Genomic DNA, 15,625 nt, shown 5'->3' with positions numbered 1-15,625 from the left:
CGGCGGCATTACATTCAGGACGCAATCAGATGAAGAAGAGCAATCGCGGTTCTGTATCTGGGTGGTGTTTTGCTTCCTTGTTGGCCCTCTCAACGTTCTCGGGCGTGGCGATGGCCGACTGTTACGACAACTATTCCGCTTGTCTGGCACATCCAGATGGCATGAACTGTGACGCAAACTTGAGATATTGCCTTGCGCACACCAAGTCGCCAGGCCACGGACAGATCGTCCTCAGCGAGCAGCTTCAGAGTAGTGTCGCCAAGCACGATCTTGCGAAAGTAGCCGCAACCGATCCGAAATCCACTAGCCACCGCGGCAGCTGATCTCGGCAAAGCAGTTTCCTGATGCATCCACGAGGCCCGGTCAACCCGGGCCTCGTCGTGACTAGCACACGAGCAGAGAATAGACTTCTATCCGTGATGAATTCCTATACCGCTGACGAGATCGCCGAGCGTTTCGGCCTGCAGGTGCATGGCGACGGCAGCGTCGCGGTGCGCGGCGTGGCCACGCTGGCGCAGGCCGGCCCGGGGCAGCTCAGCTTCCTGGCCAATCCCCGCTACCGTGCGCAACTGGCCGACAGCACCGCGGCCGTCGTGGTGCTGCGCGCCGACGACGCCGAGGCGGCGCCGGGCACCGCGCTGATCGCGCGCGATCCGTATGTCGCCTTCGCCAAGATCGCCGCGCTGTTCGACGTGGCCCCGCTGCGGCCGCCCGGCATCCATCCCAGCGCCAGCATCGATCCCAGCGCGCAGGTCGCGGCCAGCGCGCACATCGGCGCCTTCGTCAGCATCGGCGCGCACAGCCTGGTCGGCGAAGGGTGCGTGATCGGCCCTGGCTGCGTGATCGGCGAGGACTGCCAGGTCGGCGCCGGCAGCGAACTGATCGCCCGCGTCACCCTGGTCACCCGGGTGCGCCTGGGCCAGCGCGTGCGCGTGCATCCCGGCGCGGTGCTCGGTGCCGATGGCTTCGGCCTGGCGATGGACGCCGGCCGCTGGATCAAGGTGCCGCAACTGGGCGGCGTCAGCATCGGCGACGATTGCGAGATCGGCGCCAACACCTGCGTGGACCGCGGTGCGCTGGAAGACACCACCCTCGAAGAAGACGTGCGCCTGGACAACCTGGTGCAGGTCGCGCACAACGTGCACATCGGCGCGCATAGCGCCATCGCCGGCTGCACCGGCATCGCTGGCAGCGCCAAGATCGGCCGCTACGTGATGCTCGGTGGCGCGGTCGGCGTGGTCGGCCACCTGGAGATCTGCGACAAGGTCGTGGTCACCGGCAAGTCGGTCGTGCGCAACTCCATCCACGAGCCGGGCGAGTACTCGTCCGGCACCCCATTGACCGACAACCGCACGTGGCGCAAGAACGCCGCGCGCTTCAAACAGCTCGATGCCCTGGCCCGTCGCATCCTGTCTGTCAGCAAGGAGAAGGAATGAGCCACGATCAGCCCCTGCCGGACATCGCCCAGATCCGCGCACTGCTCCCGCACCGCTACCCGTTCCTGCTGGTGGACAAGGTGGTCTCGCTGGATTTCGAGAACCGCCGGATCGTTGCGCACAAGAACGTGAGCATCAACGAGCCGTATTTCCAGGGCCATTTCCCCGGCCAGCCGATCATGCCCGGCGTGCTGATCATCGAGGCGCTGGCGCAGGCCGGTGGCATCCTGACCCAGTTGGCGATGGGCCGCGACGCGCAGTCCAAGCTGTTCTACATGGTCAAGGTCGACAACGCCCGCTTCAACAGCCAGGTGGTGCCCGGCGACGTGCTGGAGCTGCACGTGGAGATCAAGCGGGTGATCCGCAACATGGCGGTGTACTACGGCGAGGCCAAGGTCAACGGCAAGGTCGTGGCCTGCGCCGAAGTGCTGTGCGCCGGCACCCGCGAATGACCCTGGCAGGAGACCTGCAATGAGCGCCAACGCTCCCCTGATTCACCCCTCCGCGATCATCGACCCGGGCGCGACACTCGCCGCCGACGTGCGCGTCGGCGCCTTCACCGTGATCGGCGCCGAGGTGGAGATCGGCGAAGGCTGCGAGATCGGCTCGCATTGCAGCATCGTCGGCCCGACCCGGCTGGGCCGCGACAACCGCCTGGTCGGCCACGTCGCGCTCGGCGGCGACCCGCAGGACAAGAAGTTCTCCGGCGAACGCACCGAACTGGTGATCGGCGATCGCAACGTGATCCGCGAGTTCGTCACCGTCAGCCGCGGCACCGGCAGCGGCGGCGGCATCACCCGGGTCGGCAGCGACAACTGGTTCCTCGCCTACACACACGTCGCCCACGACTGCATCGTCGGCAACCATTGCGTGTTCTCCAACAACACCACCCTGGCCGGGCATGTGGAAGTGGGCGACCACGTCATCATCAGCGGCTTCGCCGGCGCGCATCAGTTCTGCCGCATCGGCGATCACGCCTTCCTCGGCATGGGCGCACTGATCAACGGCGACGTCCCGCCGTTCACCATGGTCGGCGGCAATTCGCTGGGGCGCCCGCGCGGCATCAACAGCGAAGGACTCAAACGCCGCGGCTTCGATCCCGAACGCGTGGCCGCGATCAAGCGCGCCTACCGCGCGCTGTACGTGGCCGGCCTGCCGCTGGCCGAGGCCAAGCACCAGTTGGCGGTGCTGGCCGAAGGCAGCGAGGACGTGCGTGCGATGCTGGAATTCATCGAATCCAGCGAGCGGCCGTTGTTGCGATGACGGCCGGGAATGGGGAATCGGGAATGGGGAATGGGAAGAGCGGTCGCCCGCCCGGCCCCGGCTCCGCTGTTGCTTCAACCATTCCCCGTTCCCCATTCCCCATTCCCGGCGCAGCACCGCTGCGCATCGCCCTCGTCGCCGGCGAAGCCTCCGGCGATCTGCTGGGCGCGGGGCTGATCGAGGCGCTGCGCGCGCGTTACCCCAACGCCGAGTTCGCCGGGGTCGGTGGCGAGGCGATGCGCCAGGCCGGTTGCGCGACCTGGTTCGACGCCAGCGAGCTGGCGGTGATGGGCCTGCTGGAAGTGCTGCGGCACCTGCCGCGCCTGCTCAAGCTGCGCCGCGCGCTGCGCGAGCGGGTGCTGGCCTGGCAGCCGGACGTGTTCGTCGGCATCGACGCCCCCGACTTCAATCTTGGCGTGGAGCGCTGGCTGAAGCAGCGCGGGCTGCGTACCGTGCATTACGTCAGCCCGTCGGTGTGGGCCTGGCGCGAGCAGCGCGCGGCCAAGATCGGCGCCAGCGCCGACCGGGTGCTGTGCCTGTTCCCGATGGAGCCGCCGATCTACGCCAAACACGGCGTGGATGCGCGCTTCGTCGGTCACCCCATGGCCGACGCGATCGCGCTGCACGCCGACCGCGACGCCGCGCGCGCCGCCCTCGGCGTGGCCGCCGACGTGCCGGTGCTGGCGGTGCTGCCGGGCAGCCGCCTGGGCGAGATCGGCAAGCTCGGCGACACCTTCTTCGCCGCCGCCGCGCAGGTGCTGCAGCAGTTGCCGAACGCGCGCGTGCTGGTGCCGGCCGCCAATGCCGCGTGCAAGGCGCTGATCGCCGAGCAACTCGCGCGCTCGGCCTTGCCGCCGGCCGCCACCCAGGTGCTGGACGGCAACGCGCGCACCGCGCTGCTCGCCGCCGACGCGGTGCTGCTGGCCTCCGGCACCGCGACCCTGGAAGCCATGCTGGTGAAGCGGCCGATGGTGGTCGGCTACAAGGTCGCCCCGCTCACCTACTGCATCGTCAAGGCGCTGGGTCTGCTGAAGGTGGACCGCTACGCGCTGCCCAACATCCTGGCCGGCCACGACCTGGCGCCGGAACTGATGCAGGACGCCTGTACGCCCGATGCGCTGGCCGCCGCCCTGCTGCACTGGCTGCGCAACCCGCAGGCGGTGGCGGCGCTGCAGCCCGAGTACGAGCGCCTGCACCTGCTGCTGCGCCAGGACGCCTCGGCCCGCGCGGCGGATGCGGTGCTCGAATTGCTGGAGGGCCGGGATCCGGGAATCGGGAATCGGGAATCGTCAGGAGCAACGGCATGAAGCGCCCCCTTTCCTCGCCGTCGCCGCAGCAGTCGCTTTTGTCCCATTCCCCATTCCCCACTCCCGATTCCCGGCTCTACGCCGGCGTCGACGAGGCCGGCCGCGGTCCGCTGGCCGGGCCGGTGGCGGTGGCGGCGGTGGTGTTCGATCCGGCGCGCACCCGCATCAACGGGCTGGACGATTCCAAGCAACTGACTGCGGCGCGGCGCGAGACGCTGTACGCGCGCATCGTTGAGCGGGCGCTGGCCTGGCAGGTGGTGCTGATCGAGGCCGAGGAGATCGACCGCCTGAACATCTACCAGGCGACCATGCTGGGCATGCGCCGCGCGGTCGAAGGCGTGGCCCACGTCGCCGGCTTCGCCCGCATCGACGGCAACCGCGTGCCCAAGGGCCTGCCCTGCGCCGCCGAGGCGTTGGTCGGCGGCGATGCCCGCGACCGCGCGATCATGGCCGCCTCCATCGTGGCCAAGGTCACCCGCGACCGGATCATGCAGCGCCTGCACGACGAGCACCCGCACTACGGCTTCGACCTGCACAAGGGCTACGCCACCACGGCGCACCTGGCGGCACTGGCCGCGCACGGCCCCTGCGTCCACCACCGGCGGAGCTTCGCGCCGGTCAGGATGGCCCTGGCGGGCCAGGATTCGGCAGTGGAGATTGGGGATTCGCTGGAGTCGCTGCAGCTCGCGTAGGAGTTCAGTTGGGATAGGCGGGCAATCACGCGCACTCACCGCCCACTGAGACCGCCACCAATCCCCACTCCCGAATCCCCGCGCCCACCTGTCAAGCCTTGCCCGGCTCGCCCCCCGCCGCTACCCTGCCCGGGCATCGCTCTGGTTCCGCATGTCCACTTCCCGCTTCGCCCATCTGCACATCCACACCGAGTTCTCGCTGGCGGATTCGACCATCCGTGTGCCCGAGAAACCGGATCAGGCTGACCCGAAGAAAGCCAAGCAGGCCAACCTGCTCAGCCGCGCAGTGGAGCTGGAACTGCCTGCGCTGGCGGTCACCGACCTCAACAACCTGTTTGCGCTGGTCAAGTTCTACAAGGCCGCCGAGGGCGTGGGCATCAAGCCGATCGCCGGCGCCGACCTGCTGATCGCCGACGGCACCCAGGCGCCGTGGCGGCTGACCGTGCTGTGCCGCAACCGCGACGGCTACCTCAGCCTGTCGCGACTGCTGACCCGCGCCTGGCTGGAAGGCCACCGCAGCGAAGGCGGCGTAGCGCTGCGCCCGGAATGGCTGCAGACCGGCAGCGACAACCTGTTCGCGCTGGCCGGCCGCGAGAGCCTGGCCGGGCGCCTGGCCAGCGAAGGCCGCCACGACCTGGCCGAGCAGCAACTGGCCGACTGGCAGCGCATCTTCGGCGACGGCCTGCACCTGGAACTGACCCGCACCGGCCGCGACGGCGAGGAGGCGTTCAACCAGTTCGCCCTGCACGCCGCCGGCACCCGCGGCCTGCCGGTGATCGCCAGCAACGACGTGCGCTTCCTGTACGCCAGCGACTTCGCCGCGCACGAGGCGCGCGTGTGCATCTCCTCCGGCCGCGTGCTCGACGACCCCAAGCGTCCGCGCGACTACAGCGACCAGCAGTACCTGAAGTCGGCCGAGGAAATGGCTGCGCTGTTCGCCGACATCCCTGACGCGCTCGACAATACGCTGGCGCTGGCGCAACGCTGCAACATCGAGATGCAGCTGGGCACCTACTTCCTGCCCGCCTACCCGGTGCCCGACGACGAGACGCTGGACAGTTGGATCCGCAGCCAGTCGCGCGACGGCCTGGCCGCACGCCTGGAAAAGAACCCGCTGGCGCCCGGCAAGACCCGCCAGGACTACGTGGACCGGCTCGAGTTCGAGCTGGACACCATCATCAAGATGGGCTTCCCCGGCTACTTCCTGATCGTGGCCGACTTCATCCAGTGGGGCAAGAATCAGGGCATCCCGATCGGCCCGGGCCGCGGCTCCGGTGCCGGCTCGCTGGTGGCGTGGGCGCTGCAGATCACCGACCTGGACCCGCTGCCGTACAACCTGCTGTTCGAGCGCTTCCTCAACCCGGAACGCGTGTCGATGCCCGACTTCGACATCGACTTCTGCATGGATCGCCGCGACGAGGTGATCGACTACGTGGCGCGCAAGTACGGCCGCGACCGGGTCAGCCAGATCATCACCTACGGCACCATGGCGGCCAAGGCGGTGGTGCGCGACTGCGGCCGCGTGCTCGGCTTCCCGTACGGCCTGGTCGACGGCGTCGCCAAGCTGATCCCCAACATCCTCGGCATCACGCTGAAGGATGCGATGGGCGAAGGCAAGGACAGCGAGATGGCCTCGCCGGAGCTGATCCAGCGCTACCAGGCCGAGGACGACGTCCGCGACCTGATGGACCTGGCGCGGCAGCTCGAGGACCTGACCCGCAACGCCGGCAAGCACGCCGGCGGCGTGGTGATCGCGCCGACGCCGCTGTCCGACTTCTGCCCGCTGTTCGCCGAACACGACGTCGACAACTTCGGCAAGAACCCGGTCACCCAGTTCGACAAGGACGACGTCGAACAGGTCGGCCTGGTCAAGTTCGACTTCCTCGGCCTGCGCACCCTGACCATCATCGACTGGGCGGTGAAGGCGATCAACGTGCGCCACGCGCGCGCCGGCATTCCGCCGGTGGAGATCGCCGCGATCCCGCTCGACGACGCGCCGACCTACAAGGGCATCTTCGCCTCGGGCAATACCGGCGCGGTGTTCCAGTTCGAATCCTCGGGCATGCGCCGGCTGCTGAAGGACGCCCGCCCCGACCGCTTCGAAGATCTCATCGCGCTGGTCTCGCTGTACCGCCCCGGCCCGATGGACCTGATTCCCTCGTTTAACGCGCGCAAGCACGGCCAGGAAGAGATCGTCTATCCCGATCCGCGCACCGAAGCGATCCTGAAGGACACCTACGGCATCATGGTGTACCAGGAGCAGGTGATGCAGATGGCGCAGATCGTCGGCGGCTACTCGCTGGGCGGCGCCGACCTGCTGCGCCGCGCGATGGGCAAGAAGGTGCCGGCGGAAATGGCCAAGCACCGCGAGATCTTCCGCGAGGGTGCGGCCAAGGGCGGCGTCGGCGAGGCCAAGGCCGACGAAATCTTCGACCTGATGGAGAAGTTCGCCGGCTACGGCTTCAACAAGTCGCACGCCGCCGCCTACGCGCTGGTCAGCTACCAGACCGCGTGGCTGAAACGCCACTACCCGGCCGAGTTCATGGCGGCCACGCTGTCCTCGGACATGGACAACACCGACAAGGTGGTCGGCTTCCTCGACGAGGTGCGCAACCTCGGCCTGACCGTGCTGCCGCCGCGCATCAACGCCTCGGCCTACATGTTCGAGGCGGCCACGCCGGACACCATCCAGTACGGTCTGGGCGCGATCAAGGGCGTGGGCCGCGGCGCCTGCGAAGCGATCGTGGCCGAGCGCGAGCGCGGCGGCGAATACGCCTCGCTGCTGGATTTCTGCACCCGCGTGGAGTCGGCCAAGCTCAACAAGCGCACGCTGGAAGCGATGATCAACGCCGGCGCGATGGACGGGCTGGGCAGCAACCGCGCCACGCTGATGCTGCAGTTGCCGGAGGTGATGAAGGCCACCGAGCAGATGGCGCGCGAGCGCGCCTCCGGGCAGAACTCGCTGTTCGGCGGCGCCGACACCAGCGCCCCGGCGCTGCGCCTGGACCTGCCGGAGAGCAAGGAATGGCCGCTGGGCCAGTTGCTGGCCGGCGAGCGCGAGACGCTGGGCTTCTACCTCAGCGGCCATCCGTTCGATCCGTACCGCGACGAAGTGCGCGAACTGGTCGGCTGCGACCTGAGCGCGCTGGAAAAGATCTGCGCGCAATCCGGCGGCGGCCGCGGCGGCGGCGACGGCGAGAAGCGCGCGTGGCGCCCGGAGGTCAGCGCGATCCTCGCCGGCCAGGTGGTCGGCGTGCGCCGCAAGGGCGACAGCCAGGTATTCGTGCAACTCGAGGACGGCCGCGGCCGCATCGAGTGCAGCGCGTTCTCCGACGCCATCGCCGAGTTCGGCCACCTGCTGACCCGCGACCGCATCCTCATCGTCAAGGGCGGCGTGCGCGAGGACGAATTCAACGGCGGCTACGCCATGCGCATCCGCCAGTGCTGGGACTACGAGCAGATCTGCACGCACCACGCGCAGCGCCTGTCGCTGCGCCTGGACCTGCGCCAGCGCAGCGCCTGGCCGCGCATCGACGGCCTGCTCGCCCGCCACCGTCCAGGCAAGACGCCACTGCGCCTGGACCTGCTGCTGCAGTCGGCGCAGGGCGGCATCGCCGGCATGCTAGACCTCAACGGCAGCCATTCGGTGCGCGTGGACCCCCAGCTGCTGGACGCCCTGCGCGGCGACCCGGCGGTGCGCGCGGTGAAGGTCAAGTACAGCCCGCCGTGGGCGTGAGCCGGGAATGGGGAATGGGGAATGGGGAATCGGGAGTCGGGAGTCGGGAGTCGTATAAGCCGGCCTCCCGATGGCGTGAACATCGCGCGGAGCCGCCCCGCTCTTGCCATTCCCGATTCCCCATTCCCGGCCTCGTCCCCCCGTCCCCCCCCGTACGGGCCATCCGCATCGCTTCGGCTACACTTCCCCCTTTAGTTCACCACGGCTTCCAATGAACCCGAACTACCTCGACTTCGAGCAACCCATCGCCGATCTGGAAGCCAAGATCCAGGAACTGCGCAACGCCAGCACCGGCCCGGCGGTCAACGTCGACGCCGAGGTCGGGGCGCTGGAGGACAAGCTGCGGGTGCGCACCGCGCAGATCTTCCGCGACCTGTCCTCGTGGCAGATCTCGCAGCTGGCGCGGCATCCGCAGCGCCCGTACACGCTGGACTACATCAACGTGTTCTGCGACGAGTTCCAGGAACTGGCCGGCGACCGCGCGTTCGCCGACGACAAGGCCATCGTCGGCGGCCTGGGCCGCATCGACGGCCGCGCGGTGGTGATCATCGGCCACCAGAAGGGCCGCGACACCAAGAGCAAGATCGCGCGCAATTTCGGCATGCCGCGTCCGGAGGGCTATCGCAAGGCACTGCGCCTGATGAAGCTGGCCGAGCGCTTCAAGCTGCCGCTGCTGACCTTCATCGACACCCCCGGCGCCTACCCCGGCATCGGCGCGGAGGAGCGCGGCCAGAGCGAGGCGATCGCGCGCAACCTGCTGGAGATGGCCGAACTGAAGGTGCCGGTGATCTGCACCGTGATCGGCGAAGGCGGCTCCGGCGGCGCACTGGCGATCGGCGTGGGCGACCGCACCCTGATGCTGGAATACGGCACCTACTCGGTGATCTCGCCGGAAGGCTGCGCCTCGATCCTGTGGAAGGACGCGTCCAAGGCCAAGGACGCCGCCGAGCAGCTCGGCCTGACCGCCAAGCGCCTGTCCGCGCTGGGCCTGGTCGACAAGGTGATCCGCGAACCGATCGGCGGCGCCCACCGCAACCCCACGCAGATGGCCAAGCGCCTGAAGGCGGTCCTGCTCAACGAACTGGACGCACTGGAACAGCTGCCGATCGAGCAACTGCTGCAGAAGCGCTACGCGCGCCTGCGCAGCTACGGCGCGTACGAGACGGCGTGATCTCGCAGCGGCGTTGCCGCTGCGGGGGAATGGGGAATCGGGAATGGGAAAAGCTGGCCGCCTCGACGCTGTGGCATGCGAGACGAATCCAGCTCGCGCTCTAACAGCTAGCGTCGCGCTGCTTTACCCATTCCCGTCTCTCCATTCCCCATTCCCAGCCCCACTCAAAACGGCTTCGCCAGCACCAGCCAGATCACCACCAGCAGCCCCAGCACCGGCAGTTCGTTGAACAGGCGCAGCGCGCGCGAGGACGGCAGGGCCTGCGGCTGGCCGACGCGCTTGAGCCAGCGGCCGGTGAAGATGTAGTAGGCCAGCATCAGCGCCACCAGGCCGAGCTTGGCGTGCAGCCAGCCGCTGTGGCCAGGCGCGACCATGGTCGGAAAGTCCGGCAGCACCTTGTAGCCCAGCCACAGGGTGAGCCCCAGCAGCAGCGCCAGGCCGAACATGCTGTGGCCGAAGCGGTACAGGCGCCGCCCCATCAGCGCCAGGCGCTCCTGCACCTGCGGCTGGCCCGCGCTCTCGGCGATGTTGACCAGGATCCGCGGCAGGTAGAACACCGCCGCCATCCACGCGATCACGAACAGCAGATGCAGGGACTTGATCCACAGGTAGAGTTGCATGCGCTGGCTCCGTGTCGCTGGCGTAGGATGTGCGGCCATTTTCGCCGATTCGCCCGGCGCCCGCACGGACCACACGCCTGCATGGACAAACAGTACGACGCCGACTACTTCCAACGCTGGTATCGCCGCGACGGCATCGGCGACGCTGCGCGCCTGGCGCGCAAGGTCGCACTCGCCGTGGCCCAGGCCGAGTACTACCTGGAACGGCCGATCCGCAGCGTGCTCGACATCGGCTGCGGCGAAGGCGCCTGGCGCGCGCCGCTGCTGAAGCTGCGGCCCAAGCTGCGCTACCTCGGCTTCGACAGTAGCGACTACGCCGTCGCCCGCTACGGCCGCCACCGCAACCTGCACCCGGCGCGCTTCGGCGATTTCGCCTGGTTGCGGCCATGCGCGCCGGTGGACCTGCTGGTGTGTTCGGACGTGCTGCACTACGTGCCCAGCCGCGAACTGCGCCAGGGCCTGCCCGGCCTGGTGGAGCTGTGCGGCGGGGTGGCGTTCCTGGAGACCTTCGCCGCCGAGGACGACTTCGACGGCGACCACGCCGGCTTCCAGCCACGCGCGGCACGCTGGTACCGGCGCCAGTTCGGTGCGCTCGGCCTGCGCCCGGTGGGCAGTCATTGCTGGCTGGCGCCAGCGCTGGCGGGCGATGCGGCGGCGCTGGAGACGATTGGTCTGGTGCCCCATTAAGGTGCAAATGCCCGGGATGGGTTATGCTGCACGGCAGCATACGCTCAGGATGGAAACGCCGGCATGCTCTACCAGTGGCACGAACTGACCCGTAACCTGCTCGCCCCCTGGGTGCACCAGGCCGAAGCCAACGCCAAGATCTTCTCCGACCCCAACAGCCTGTGGTCGACGCTGCCCGGCGCCGAGCGCCTGGCCGCGAGCAACGAGTTGATGCACCGCCTGGGCAAGGACTACGAGAAGCCGGCCTGGGCGCTGGACCATGTCGAGGTCGATGGCCACGCGCTGCCGATCGTCGAACAGGAAGTGCTGCGCAAGCCGTTCTGCCGCCTGCTGCGCTTCAAGCGCTTCAGCGACGACGCCAAGGTGGTGGACGGACTCAAGAAGCAGCCGGCGGTGCTGGTGGTGGCACCGCTGTCCGGCCACCACGCCACGCTGCTGCGCGACACCGTGCGCACCCTGCTGCGCGACCACAAGGTCTACGTCACCGACTGGATCGACGCGCGCATGGTGCCGCAGGCCGACGGCGACTTCGGCCTGGACGACTACGTGCGCTACGTGCAGGACTTCATCCGCCACATCGGCGCCGAGTCGCTGCACGTGATGAGCGTGTGCCAGCCGACCGTGCCGGTGCTGGCCGCGGTGTCGCTGATGGCCGGGCGCGGCGAGACCACGCCGCGTTCGCTGGTGATGATGGGCGGCCCGATCGACGCGCGGCGCAGCCCTACCGAGGTCAACAACCTGGCCACGCGCAATCCGCTGTCCTGGTTCGAGCACAACGTCATCCACACCGTGCCGCCGGCCTACCCCGGCCACGGCCGCGAGGTCTACCCGGGCTTCCTGCAGCACATCGGCTTCCTGGCGATGAACCCGAGCCGGCACTTCATGTCGCACTGGGATTTCTACGCCAACCTGGTCAAGGGCGACCTGCAGGACGCCGAGGCGCACCGCCGTTTCTACGACGAGTACAACGCGGTGCTGGACATGCCGGCCACCTACTACCTGGACACCATCCGCGTGGTGTTCCAGGAGTTCCTGCTGCCGCGCGGGGAATGGGTGATCGACGGCGAGCGCGTCGACCCGGCCGCGATCCGCGACACCGCGCTGCTCAGCATCGAGGGCGAACTGGACGACATCTCCGGCCTGGGCCAGACCGCCGCCGCGCAGGACCTGTGCACCGGCATCCCCGCCGCGCGCCGCCAGCACCTGGAAGTGCAAGGCGCCGGTCATTACGGCATCTTCAGCGGCCGCCGCTGGCGCGACATCGTGTATCCGCAGGTGCGCAGCTTCATCGCCGCCAATGCCGGCGCCAGCCGCGCGCCGGCGGCCGGCAACGTCACCCCGCTCAAGCGTCGCGGCACCCGCAAGGCGGGCTGAGCCGCGCAGCGTCCGCGGCCGGCATTCGCACCAGCCGCGGCCCCTCGTCACTGCCCCGCGCTGTGCACCAGCAGGTGCTTGGCGAGCATGCCGTGCAGCTTGCCGACCGCACGCGCCAGGTGCAGCGTGCCGACCAGCAGCACGATGCCCAGCGCACTCCACACCGGCAGCAGCCACGGTGCGCTTTCGGTGACGTTCCAGTCGACGAACATCGCATTGAACTGCTGCGGCAGGAACAACCCCAGCGGCGCCGACGCCAGCGCCAGCCCCGTACTCAGCAGGGTGATGAACACGCTGAAGTAGAAGGTGCCCAGCGGCAGCATCAGCAGGAAATACAGCATCGTGGTCCAGGTGCGCGCGTCGGTGAACATCTGCCCGATGCGCCGCAGCCAGGGTTGTGTGCGCTCGCTGTACAGCGGCCGCCGCGGCATGCGCTCGCCCAGCAGCACTTCCACCACCCGGCCTTCCACCAGCGACAGCAGCCGCACCGAACCGAAGAACAGCACCAGCAGCGGCACGCCGACGATCAGGATCAGCATGCCCGCCGACACGCTGACCCCGGTCACCACCCAGGTGAAGTAGAAGATGCCGGTGACCAGCGACAACAACATGTAGAACAGGCTGCCGTAGGCGCGCGGGTCGGCGGCCACGCCAAAGAAGCGGCCGGCCAGCGAGCGGCGTTTGGGTGGCGCCGGCGGGCGCAGCGCGCGGTTCACCGTCACCTCGGTATCGCGGTAGATCTCGGCCACTTCATCGGGCGCGCCGTAGCTGCCGGCGACACCGGCAATGACCTCGGCCTCGCTCTTGCCCGGCTGCTCGGCCAGCTCCGAACGCAGGTATTCCTCCGCGTCGTACAGCGCGTCCTGGACCAGCGCCGGGTCGGCGCCGGTTAGCGCCGCGCGCAGTTGCGCCAGGTAGTCGGGAATGGTGGTCGGCAAGAGCCGCGGTGCGGTGTGTGCGCTGCTCATTCTGGAATCCCCTTCAGCACGGAATCGACGGAATCGCGGGTGGCGCGCCACGCCGCGGCCCACTGCCGCAGCGTGGCCAGGCCCGCCGCGGTGATGCGGTAGTAACGCCGTGGCGGCCCGGCCACCGACGGTTCGACATGGCTGGACAGCAGCCCCGCCGCCTCCAGGTTGCGCAGCACCGGGTACAGCGCGCTCTGCTTGCCGCTGAGCACGCCCTCGCCCACCTGCTCCATGCGCTTGGCGATGAGATAGCCGTACAGCGGCGCCTCGGCGGCGGCCAGCACCGCCAGCAAGGCCAGCGACACGGTGCCGGCGCTCAGCTCCTTCTGGAATTTCTTCAGCTGCGCATCCGGCTCGACCATGGCATCCCTCACTAGGTTGAAGTGGATACTAGTGCAGAGTTCGACATAGCCCCTGTGCCGTTGGTCATGTGCGCCGCCCCAGCCGGCGTTCCAGGCGACAAACGTTTCGGCAACACCGCGCTGACTACACTGCGTGGCCTTCCTTCGTGCATGCCATCCAGGAGGTCACGCATGAGTTCGACGCCCGCCACCCCAGAGCCCGGGCAGGCCACCGAGGCCAGCTTCGCCAGTTCCGGCAACCAGTTCTCGACCGGCGCGTTCAAGCGCGATCCAGAGGCCGGTTCGGCCTCGGTCGAGTACAGCCGCACGGCTGCACAGGCCAAGTACGGCCCGCTGGAATACGCGGCAGTGCATACCGGCAAGGTCGGCGCCGGGCGCAAGCAGGAAAATGGCGACACGGTGTTCAACGTCGAGATGGAGTTCACCCAGGGCCATCGCATCCAGGGCGACTTCAAAGCCGGACGCCTGGCCGCCGACGGCAGCCTGACCCAGGCCACCGGCGAGCGCGGCCGCTACGAAGTCCGGCTGCGCGGCGATGCCACGGCCGACGCCGCTGCGCGGGTGAATCCCTTCGACCCCACGACCATCCCGGAAGGCGGCCGCGTCAAGCTCGATGGCCAGGTGTTCGCCAAGACCTCGATGGAAGCGGCGTTCCGCGGCTTCGCCACGTCCAGCGAGCGCACCGACGCGGCCGGCATGAGCTATGCGGTGGAGCGCCTGGATGCCGATCGCGTGCGCGTCGCGGTCGGTCCGACCCAGGCGGTGGAGCGGCTGGAGGCGGTGGGGCTGAAGACCGACATCGCCCAGGCCATGCTGGGCCGGCAGGATGCGCTGGGCCAGGCGACCATGAACACCGCCACCTTCGACCTGCGCGATCCGCAGGCCCAGGCCGCCTACGGCGCGTTCCTGGCCAGCGGCAAGCTCAACGCCAATGCGCCCGGCGTCGGCGACGTGCAGAAGGTCGAAAGCCTGACCATGAGTTCGGAGACCCGCGCGCAGCTCGGCCTGGGTCCGTTCAAGGCCGAATTGGGCGGCCAGCGCAACACTGGCGAGAACGTGCGCACCACCTATGCCGACGGCAGCTCCAGCGTGGTCGGCAAGGTGCAGTACGCCGGCAACGTGCCGATGACCCTGACCCGCCAGTTCGACCCGGCGGGCAAGGAGCGCGTGGACGAACGCAGCTACCAGTTCACCTTCGACAAGGTCGACCACAACCAGGCGCAACTGCTCAACGCCGCGCTCACCGGCAAGGACAGCGCCTCGGCCGAAACGCCGATCGCGGCCGGCCAGAACGCCACCCTGCGCTTCTCCGAGCAGCAGATGGACGCGCTGCGCCAGCAATACCAACGCGCCGCGCAGGCCAGTCCGATGACCGCGCACGAGGCGGCGGAGTATGCAAAGCAGAGTCCGCAGGACTTCGCGATCGGCCTGGCGCGCAACCTGGGCAATTCCCAGTACGGCCTGAGCGAGCGCCTGTTCCGCGTGGCCAGCAGCGCGGGCGGCACGCCGGGCGGCGAGTTGGTGCGCATCGACGCGCAGGTCGACCGCGCCGGCCAACCATCCCCGTCAGCGCCCACGCGCGCCGCCCCGAGCCCCGGCGCCGCGTCCGATGCGCGTGCCGCCGCCGATCCGCAGCAAGAGGCGATGCAACAGGCGATCGCGCGCAAGCTCGCGCCCTACGACGCCAACGTCGCGAGCGGCTTGCTGCTGGCGGCACGGCGCGATGGCCTGACCCAGGTCGATCACGTGCTGCGCAACGACAACGGCCGCGTGTTTGCGGTACAGGGCGACCCGATGTCCGCCGACAAGCGCGTGGCCTACGTGGACGCCGCGCAGGCGGCAACCATCCCGGCCGCCGAAAGCGCCAGGCAACTGGCCGCGCTGCCGCCGACGCCGACGCCGACGCCGACGCCGACGCCGAATCAGGCTCCGATGCCGGACATGCAGGAATCGCAGAGGCGCGCGCTGTCGTAGGCGCTGCCGGTGGCACGGCGATCGCGCCGTGCCGC

Annotated in this window: 14 protein-coding genes; 11 read left to right on the top strand and 3 right to left on the bottom strand. The window is 69.0% G+C overall.

Annotation, left to right across the window (positions count from 1 at the left end):
• Positions 1–29 precede the first annotated feature (29 nt).
• The 8 genes from M3U25_RS00465 to M3U25_RS00430 all read left to right on the top strand — a co-directional run bounded on the left by M3U25_RS00465 (position 30) and on the right by M3U25_RS00430 (position 9,605).
• Positions 30–323 (top strand): hypothetical protein, encoded by a 294-nt coding sequence (locus M3U25_RS00465; protein WP_355496132.1) that lies wholly within the window; start codon positions 30–32, stop codon positions 321–323.
• 96 nt (positions 324–419) lie between these two features.
• Entirely contained in the window at positions 420–1,436 is a 1,017-nt protein-coding gene (gene lpxD, locus M3U25_RS00460) for a UDP-3-O-(3-hydroxymyristoyl)glucosamine N-acyltransferase (protein ID WP_355496135.1), read from the top strand.
• A complete protein-coding gene (fabZ, locus tag M3U25_RS00455; protein WP_242159360.1) occupies positions 1,433–1,888 on the top strand; it encodes a 3-hydroxyacyl-ACP dehydratase FabZ in 456 nt (151 codons plus the stop codon). Before lpxD ends, fabZ begins: the two co-directional genes overlap by 4 nt.
• A gap of 19 nt (positions 1,889–1,907) precedes the next feature.
• The gene (gene lpxA / locus M3U25_RS00450) at positions 1,908–2,699 is read left to right on the top strand and encodes an acyl-ACP--UDP-N-acetylglucosamine O-acyltransferase (RefSeq protein WP_355496140.1); all 792 of its coding nucleotides are present in this window, start codon (positions 1,908–1,910) and stop codon (positions 2,697–2,699) included.
• A gap of 23 nt (positions 2,700–2,722) precedes the next feature.
• Positions 2,723–4,006 (top strand): lipid-A-disaccharide synthase, encoded by a 1,284-nt coding sequence (gene lpxB / locus M3U25_RS00445; RefSeq protein ID WP_355496143.1) that lies wholly within the window; start codon positions 2,723–2,725, stop codon positions 4,004–4,006.
• Complete coding sequence (locus M3U25_RS00440) at positions 4,003–4,698, top strand: ribonuclease HII (RefSeq protein ID WP_355496146.1); 696 nt, start codon at positions 4,003–4,005, stop codon at positions 4,696–4,698. Before lpxB ends, M3U25_RS00440 begins: the two co-directional genes overlap by 4 nt.
• A 151-nt stretch (positions 4,699–4,849) precedes the next feature.
• Entirely contained in the window at positions 4,850–8,434 is a 3,585-nt protein-coding gene (gene dnaE, locus M3U25_RS00435; RefSeq protein WP_355496149.1) for a DNA polymerase III subunit alpha, read from the top strand.
• A 211-nt stretch (positions 8,435–8,645) separates the two neighbouring features.
• Positions 8,646–9,605 carry an acetyl-CoA carboxylase carboxyltransferase subunit alpha gene (locus M3U25_RS00430; protein WP_342072258.1) on the top strand — a complete coding sequence of 320 codons (960 nt, stop codon included), beginning with the start codon at positions 8,646–8,648 and terminating at the stop codon, positions 9,603–9,605.
• Positions 9,606–9,769: 164 nt separating this feature from the next.
• Here the strand turns inward: M3U25_RS00430 and M3U25_RS00425 are convergent, their stop codons facing one another.
• A complete protein-coding gene (locus M3U25_RS00425) occupies positions 9,770–10,225 on the bottom strand; it encodes a CopD family protein (RefSeq protein WP_355496152.1) in 456 nt (151 codons plus the stop codon).
• An 81-nt stretch (positions 10,226–10,306) separates the two neighbouring features.
• On the opposite strand from M3U25_RS00425, the gene M3U25_RS00420 reads away from it, so the two are divergent.
• Positions 10,307–10,912 (top strand): class I SAM-dependent methyltransferase, encoded by a 606-nt coding sequence (locus M3U25_RS00420; RefSeq protein WP_010344055.1) that lies wholly within the window; start codon positions 10,307–10,309, stop codon positions 10,910–10,912.
• A gap of 63 nt (positions 10,913–10,975) precedes the next feature.
• Positions 10,976–12,286, top strand: a complete 1,311-nt coding sequence (gene phaZ, locus M3U25_RS00415) for a polyhydroxyalkanoate depolymerase (protein WP_355496155.1) — start codon at positions 10,976–10,978, stop codon at positions 12,284–12,286.
• Positions 12,287–12,333: 47 nt separating this feature from the next.
• Here phaZ and M3U25_RS00410 read toward each other — a convergent pair whose 3' ends face one another.
• Entirely contained in the window at positions 12,334–13,254 is a 921-nt protein-coding gene (locus M3U25_RS00410) for a sensor domain-containing protein (RefSeq protein WP_355496159.1), read from the bottom strand.
• A complete protein-coding gene (locus M3U25_RS00405) occupies positions 13,251–13,616 on the bottom strand; it encodes a PadR family transcriptional regulator (protein ID WP_242159367.1) in 366 nt (121 codons plus the stop codon). Before M3U25_RS00405 ends, M3U25_RS00410 begins: the two co-directional genes overlap by 4 nt.
• Before the next feature lie 171 nt (positions 13,617–13,787).
• Between M3U25_RS00405 and M3U25_RS00400 the strand changes: the two genes are divergently transcribed.
• Positions 13,788–15,590: an XVIPCD domain-containing protein gene (locus tag M3U25_RS00400; protein ID WP_355496162.1), complete on the top strand. Its 1,803-nt coding sequence runs from the start codon at positions 13,788–13,790 to the stop codon at positions 15,588–15,590.
• Positions 15,591–15,625 lie beyond the last annotated feature (35 nt).

It is taken from the genome of Xanthomonas sp. PPL134 (assembly GCF_040595915.1).
GTDB lineage: Bacteria > Pseudomonadota > Gammaproteobacteria > Xanthomonadales > Xanthomonadaceae > Xanthomonas_A > Xanthomonas_A indica.
Note: the sequence above shows the minus strand (reverse complement) of the source record. Positions and strands in the feature narration are given on the sequence as shown.

What these genes read in the sequence shown, in the direction of transcription:
- M3U25_RS00420 (WP_010344055.1), top strand. Translation starts at nt 10,307, where the DNA reads ATGGACAAACAGTACGACGCCGACTACTTCCAACGCTGGTATCGCCGC.
- M3U25_RS00425 (WP_355496152.1), bottom strand. Translation starts at nt 10,225, where the DNA reads ATGCAACTCTACCTGTGGATCAAGTCCCTGCATCTGCTGTTCGTGATC.
- lpxD (WP_355496135.1), top strand. Translation starts at nt 420, where the DNA reads ATGAATTCCTATACCGCTGACGAGATCGCCGAGCGTTTCGGCCTGCAG.
- lpxB (WP_355496143.1), top strand. Translation starts at nt 2,723, where the DNA reads ATGGGGAATGGGAAGAGCGGTCGCCCGCCCGGCCCCGGCTCCGCTGTT.
- M3U25_RS00465 (WP_355496132.1), top strand. Translation starts at nt 30, where the DNA reads ATGAAGAAGAGCAATCGCGGTTCTGTATCTGGGTGGTGTTTTGCTTCC.
- M3U25_RS00405 (WP_242159367.1), bottom strand. Translation starts at nt 13,616, where the DNA reads ATGGTCGAGCCGGATGCGCAGCTGAAGAAATTCCAGAAGGAGCTGAGC.
- M3U25_RS00440 (WP_355496146.1), top strand. Translation starts at nt 4,003, where the DNA reads ATGAAGCGCCCCCTTTCCTCGCCGTCGCCGCAGCAGTCGCTTTTGTCC.
- fabZ (WP_242159360.1), top strand. Translation starts at nt 1,433, where the DNA reads ATGAGCCACGATCAGCCCCTGCCGGACATCGCCCAGATCCGCGCACTG.
- M3U25_RS00430 (WP_342072258.1), top strand. Translation starts at nt 8,646, where the DNA reads ATGAACCCGAACTACCTCGACTTCGAGCAACCCATCGCCGATCTGGAA.
- dnaE (WP_355496149.1), top strand. Translation starts at nt 4,850, where the DNA reads ATGTCCACTTCCCGCTTCGCCCATCTGCACATCCACACCGAGTTCTCG.
- M3U25_RS00400 (WP_355496162.1), top strand. Translation starts at nt 13,788, where the DNA reads ATGAGTTCGACGCCCGCCACCCCAGAGCCCGGGCAGGCCACCGAGGCC.
- M3U25_RS00410 (WP_355496159.1), bottom strand. Translation starts at nt 13,254, where the DNA reads ATGAGCAGCGCACACACCGCACCGCGGCTCTTGCCGACCACCATTCCC.
- lpxA (WP_355496140.1), top strand. Translation starts at nt 1,908, where the DNA reads ATGAGCGCCAACGCTCCCCTGATTCACCCCTCCGCGATCATCGACCCG.
- phaZ (WP_355496155.1), top strand. Translation starts at nt 10,976, where the DNA reads ATGCTCTACCAGTGGCACGAACTGACCCGTAACCTGCTCGCCCCCTGG.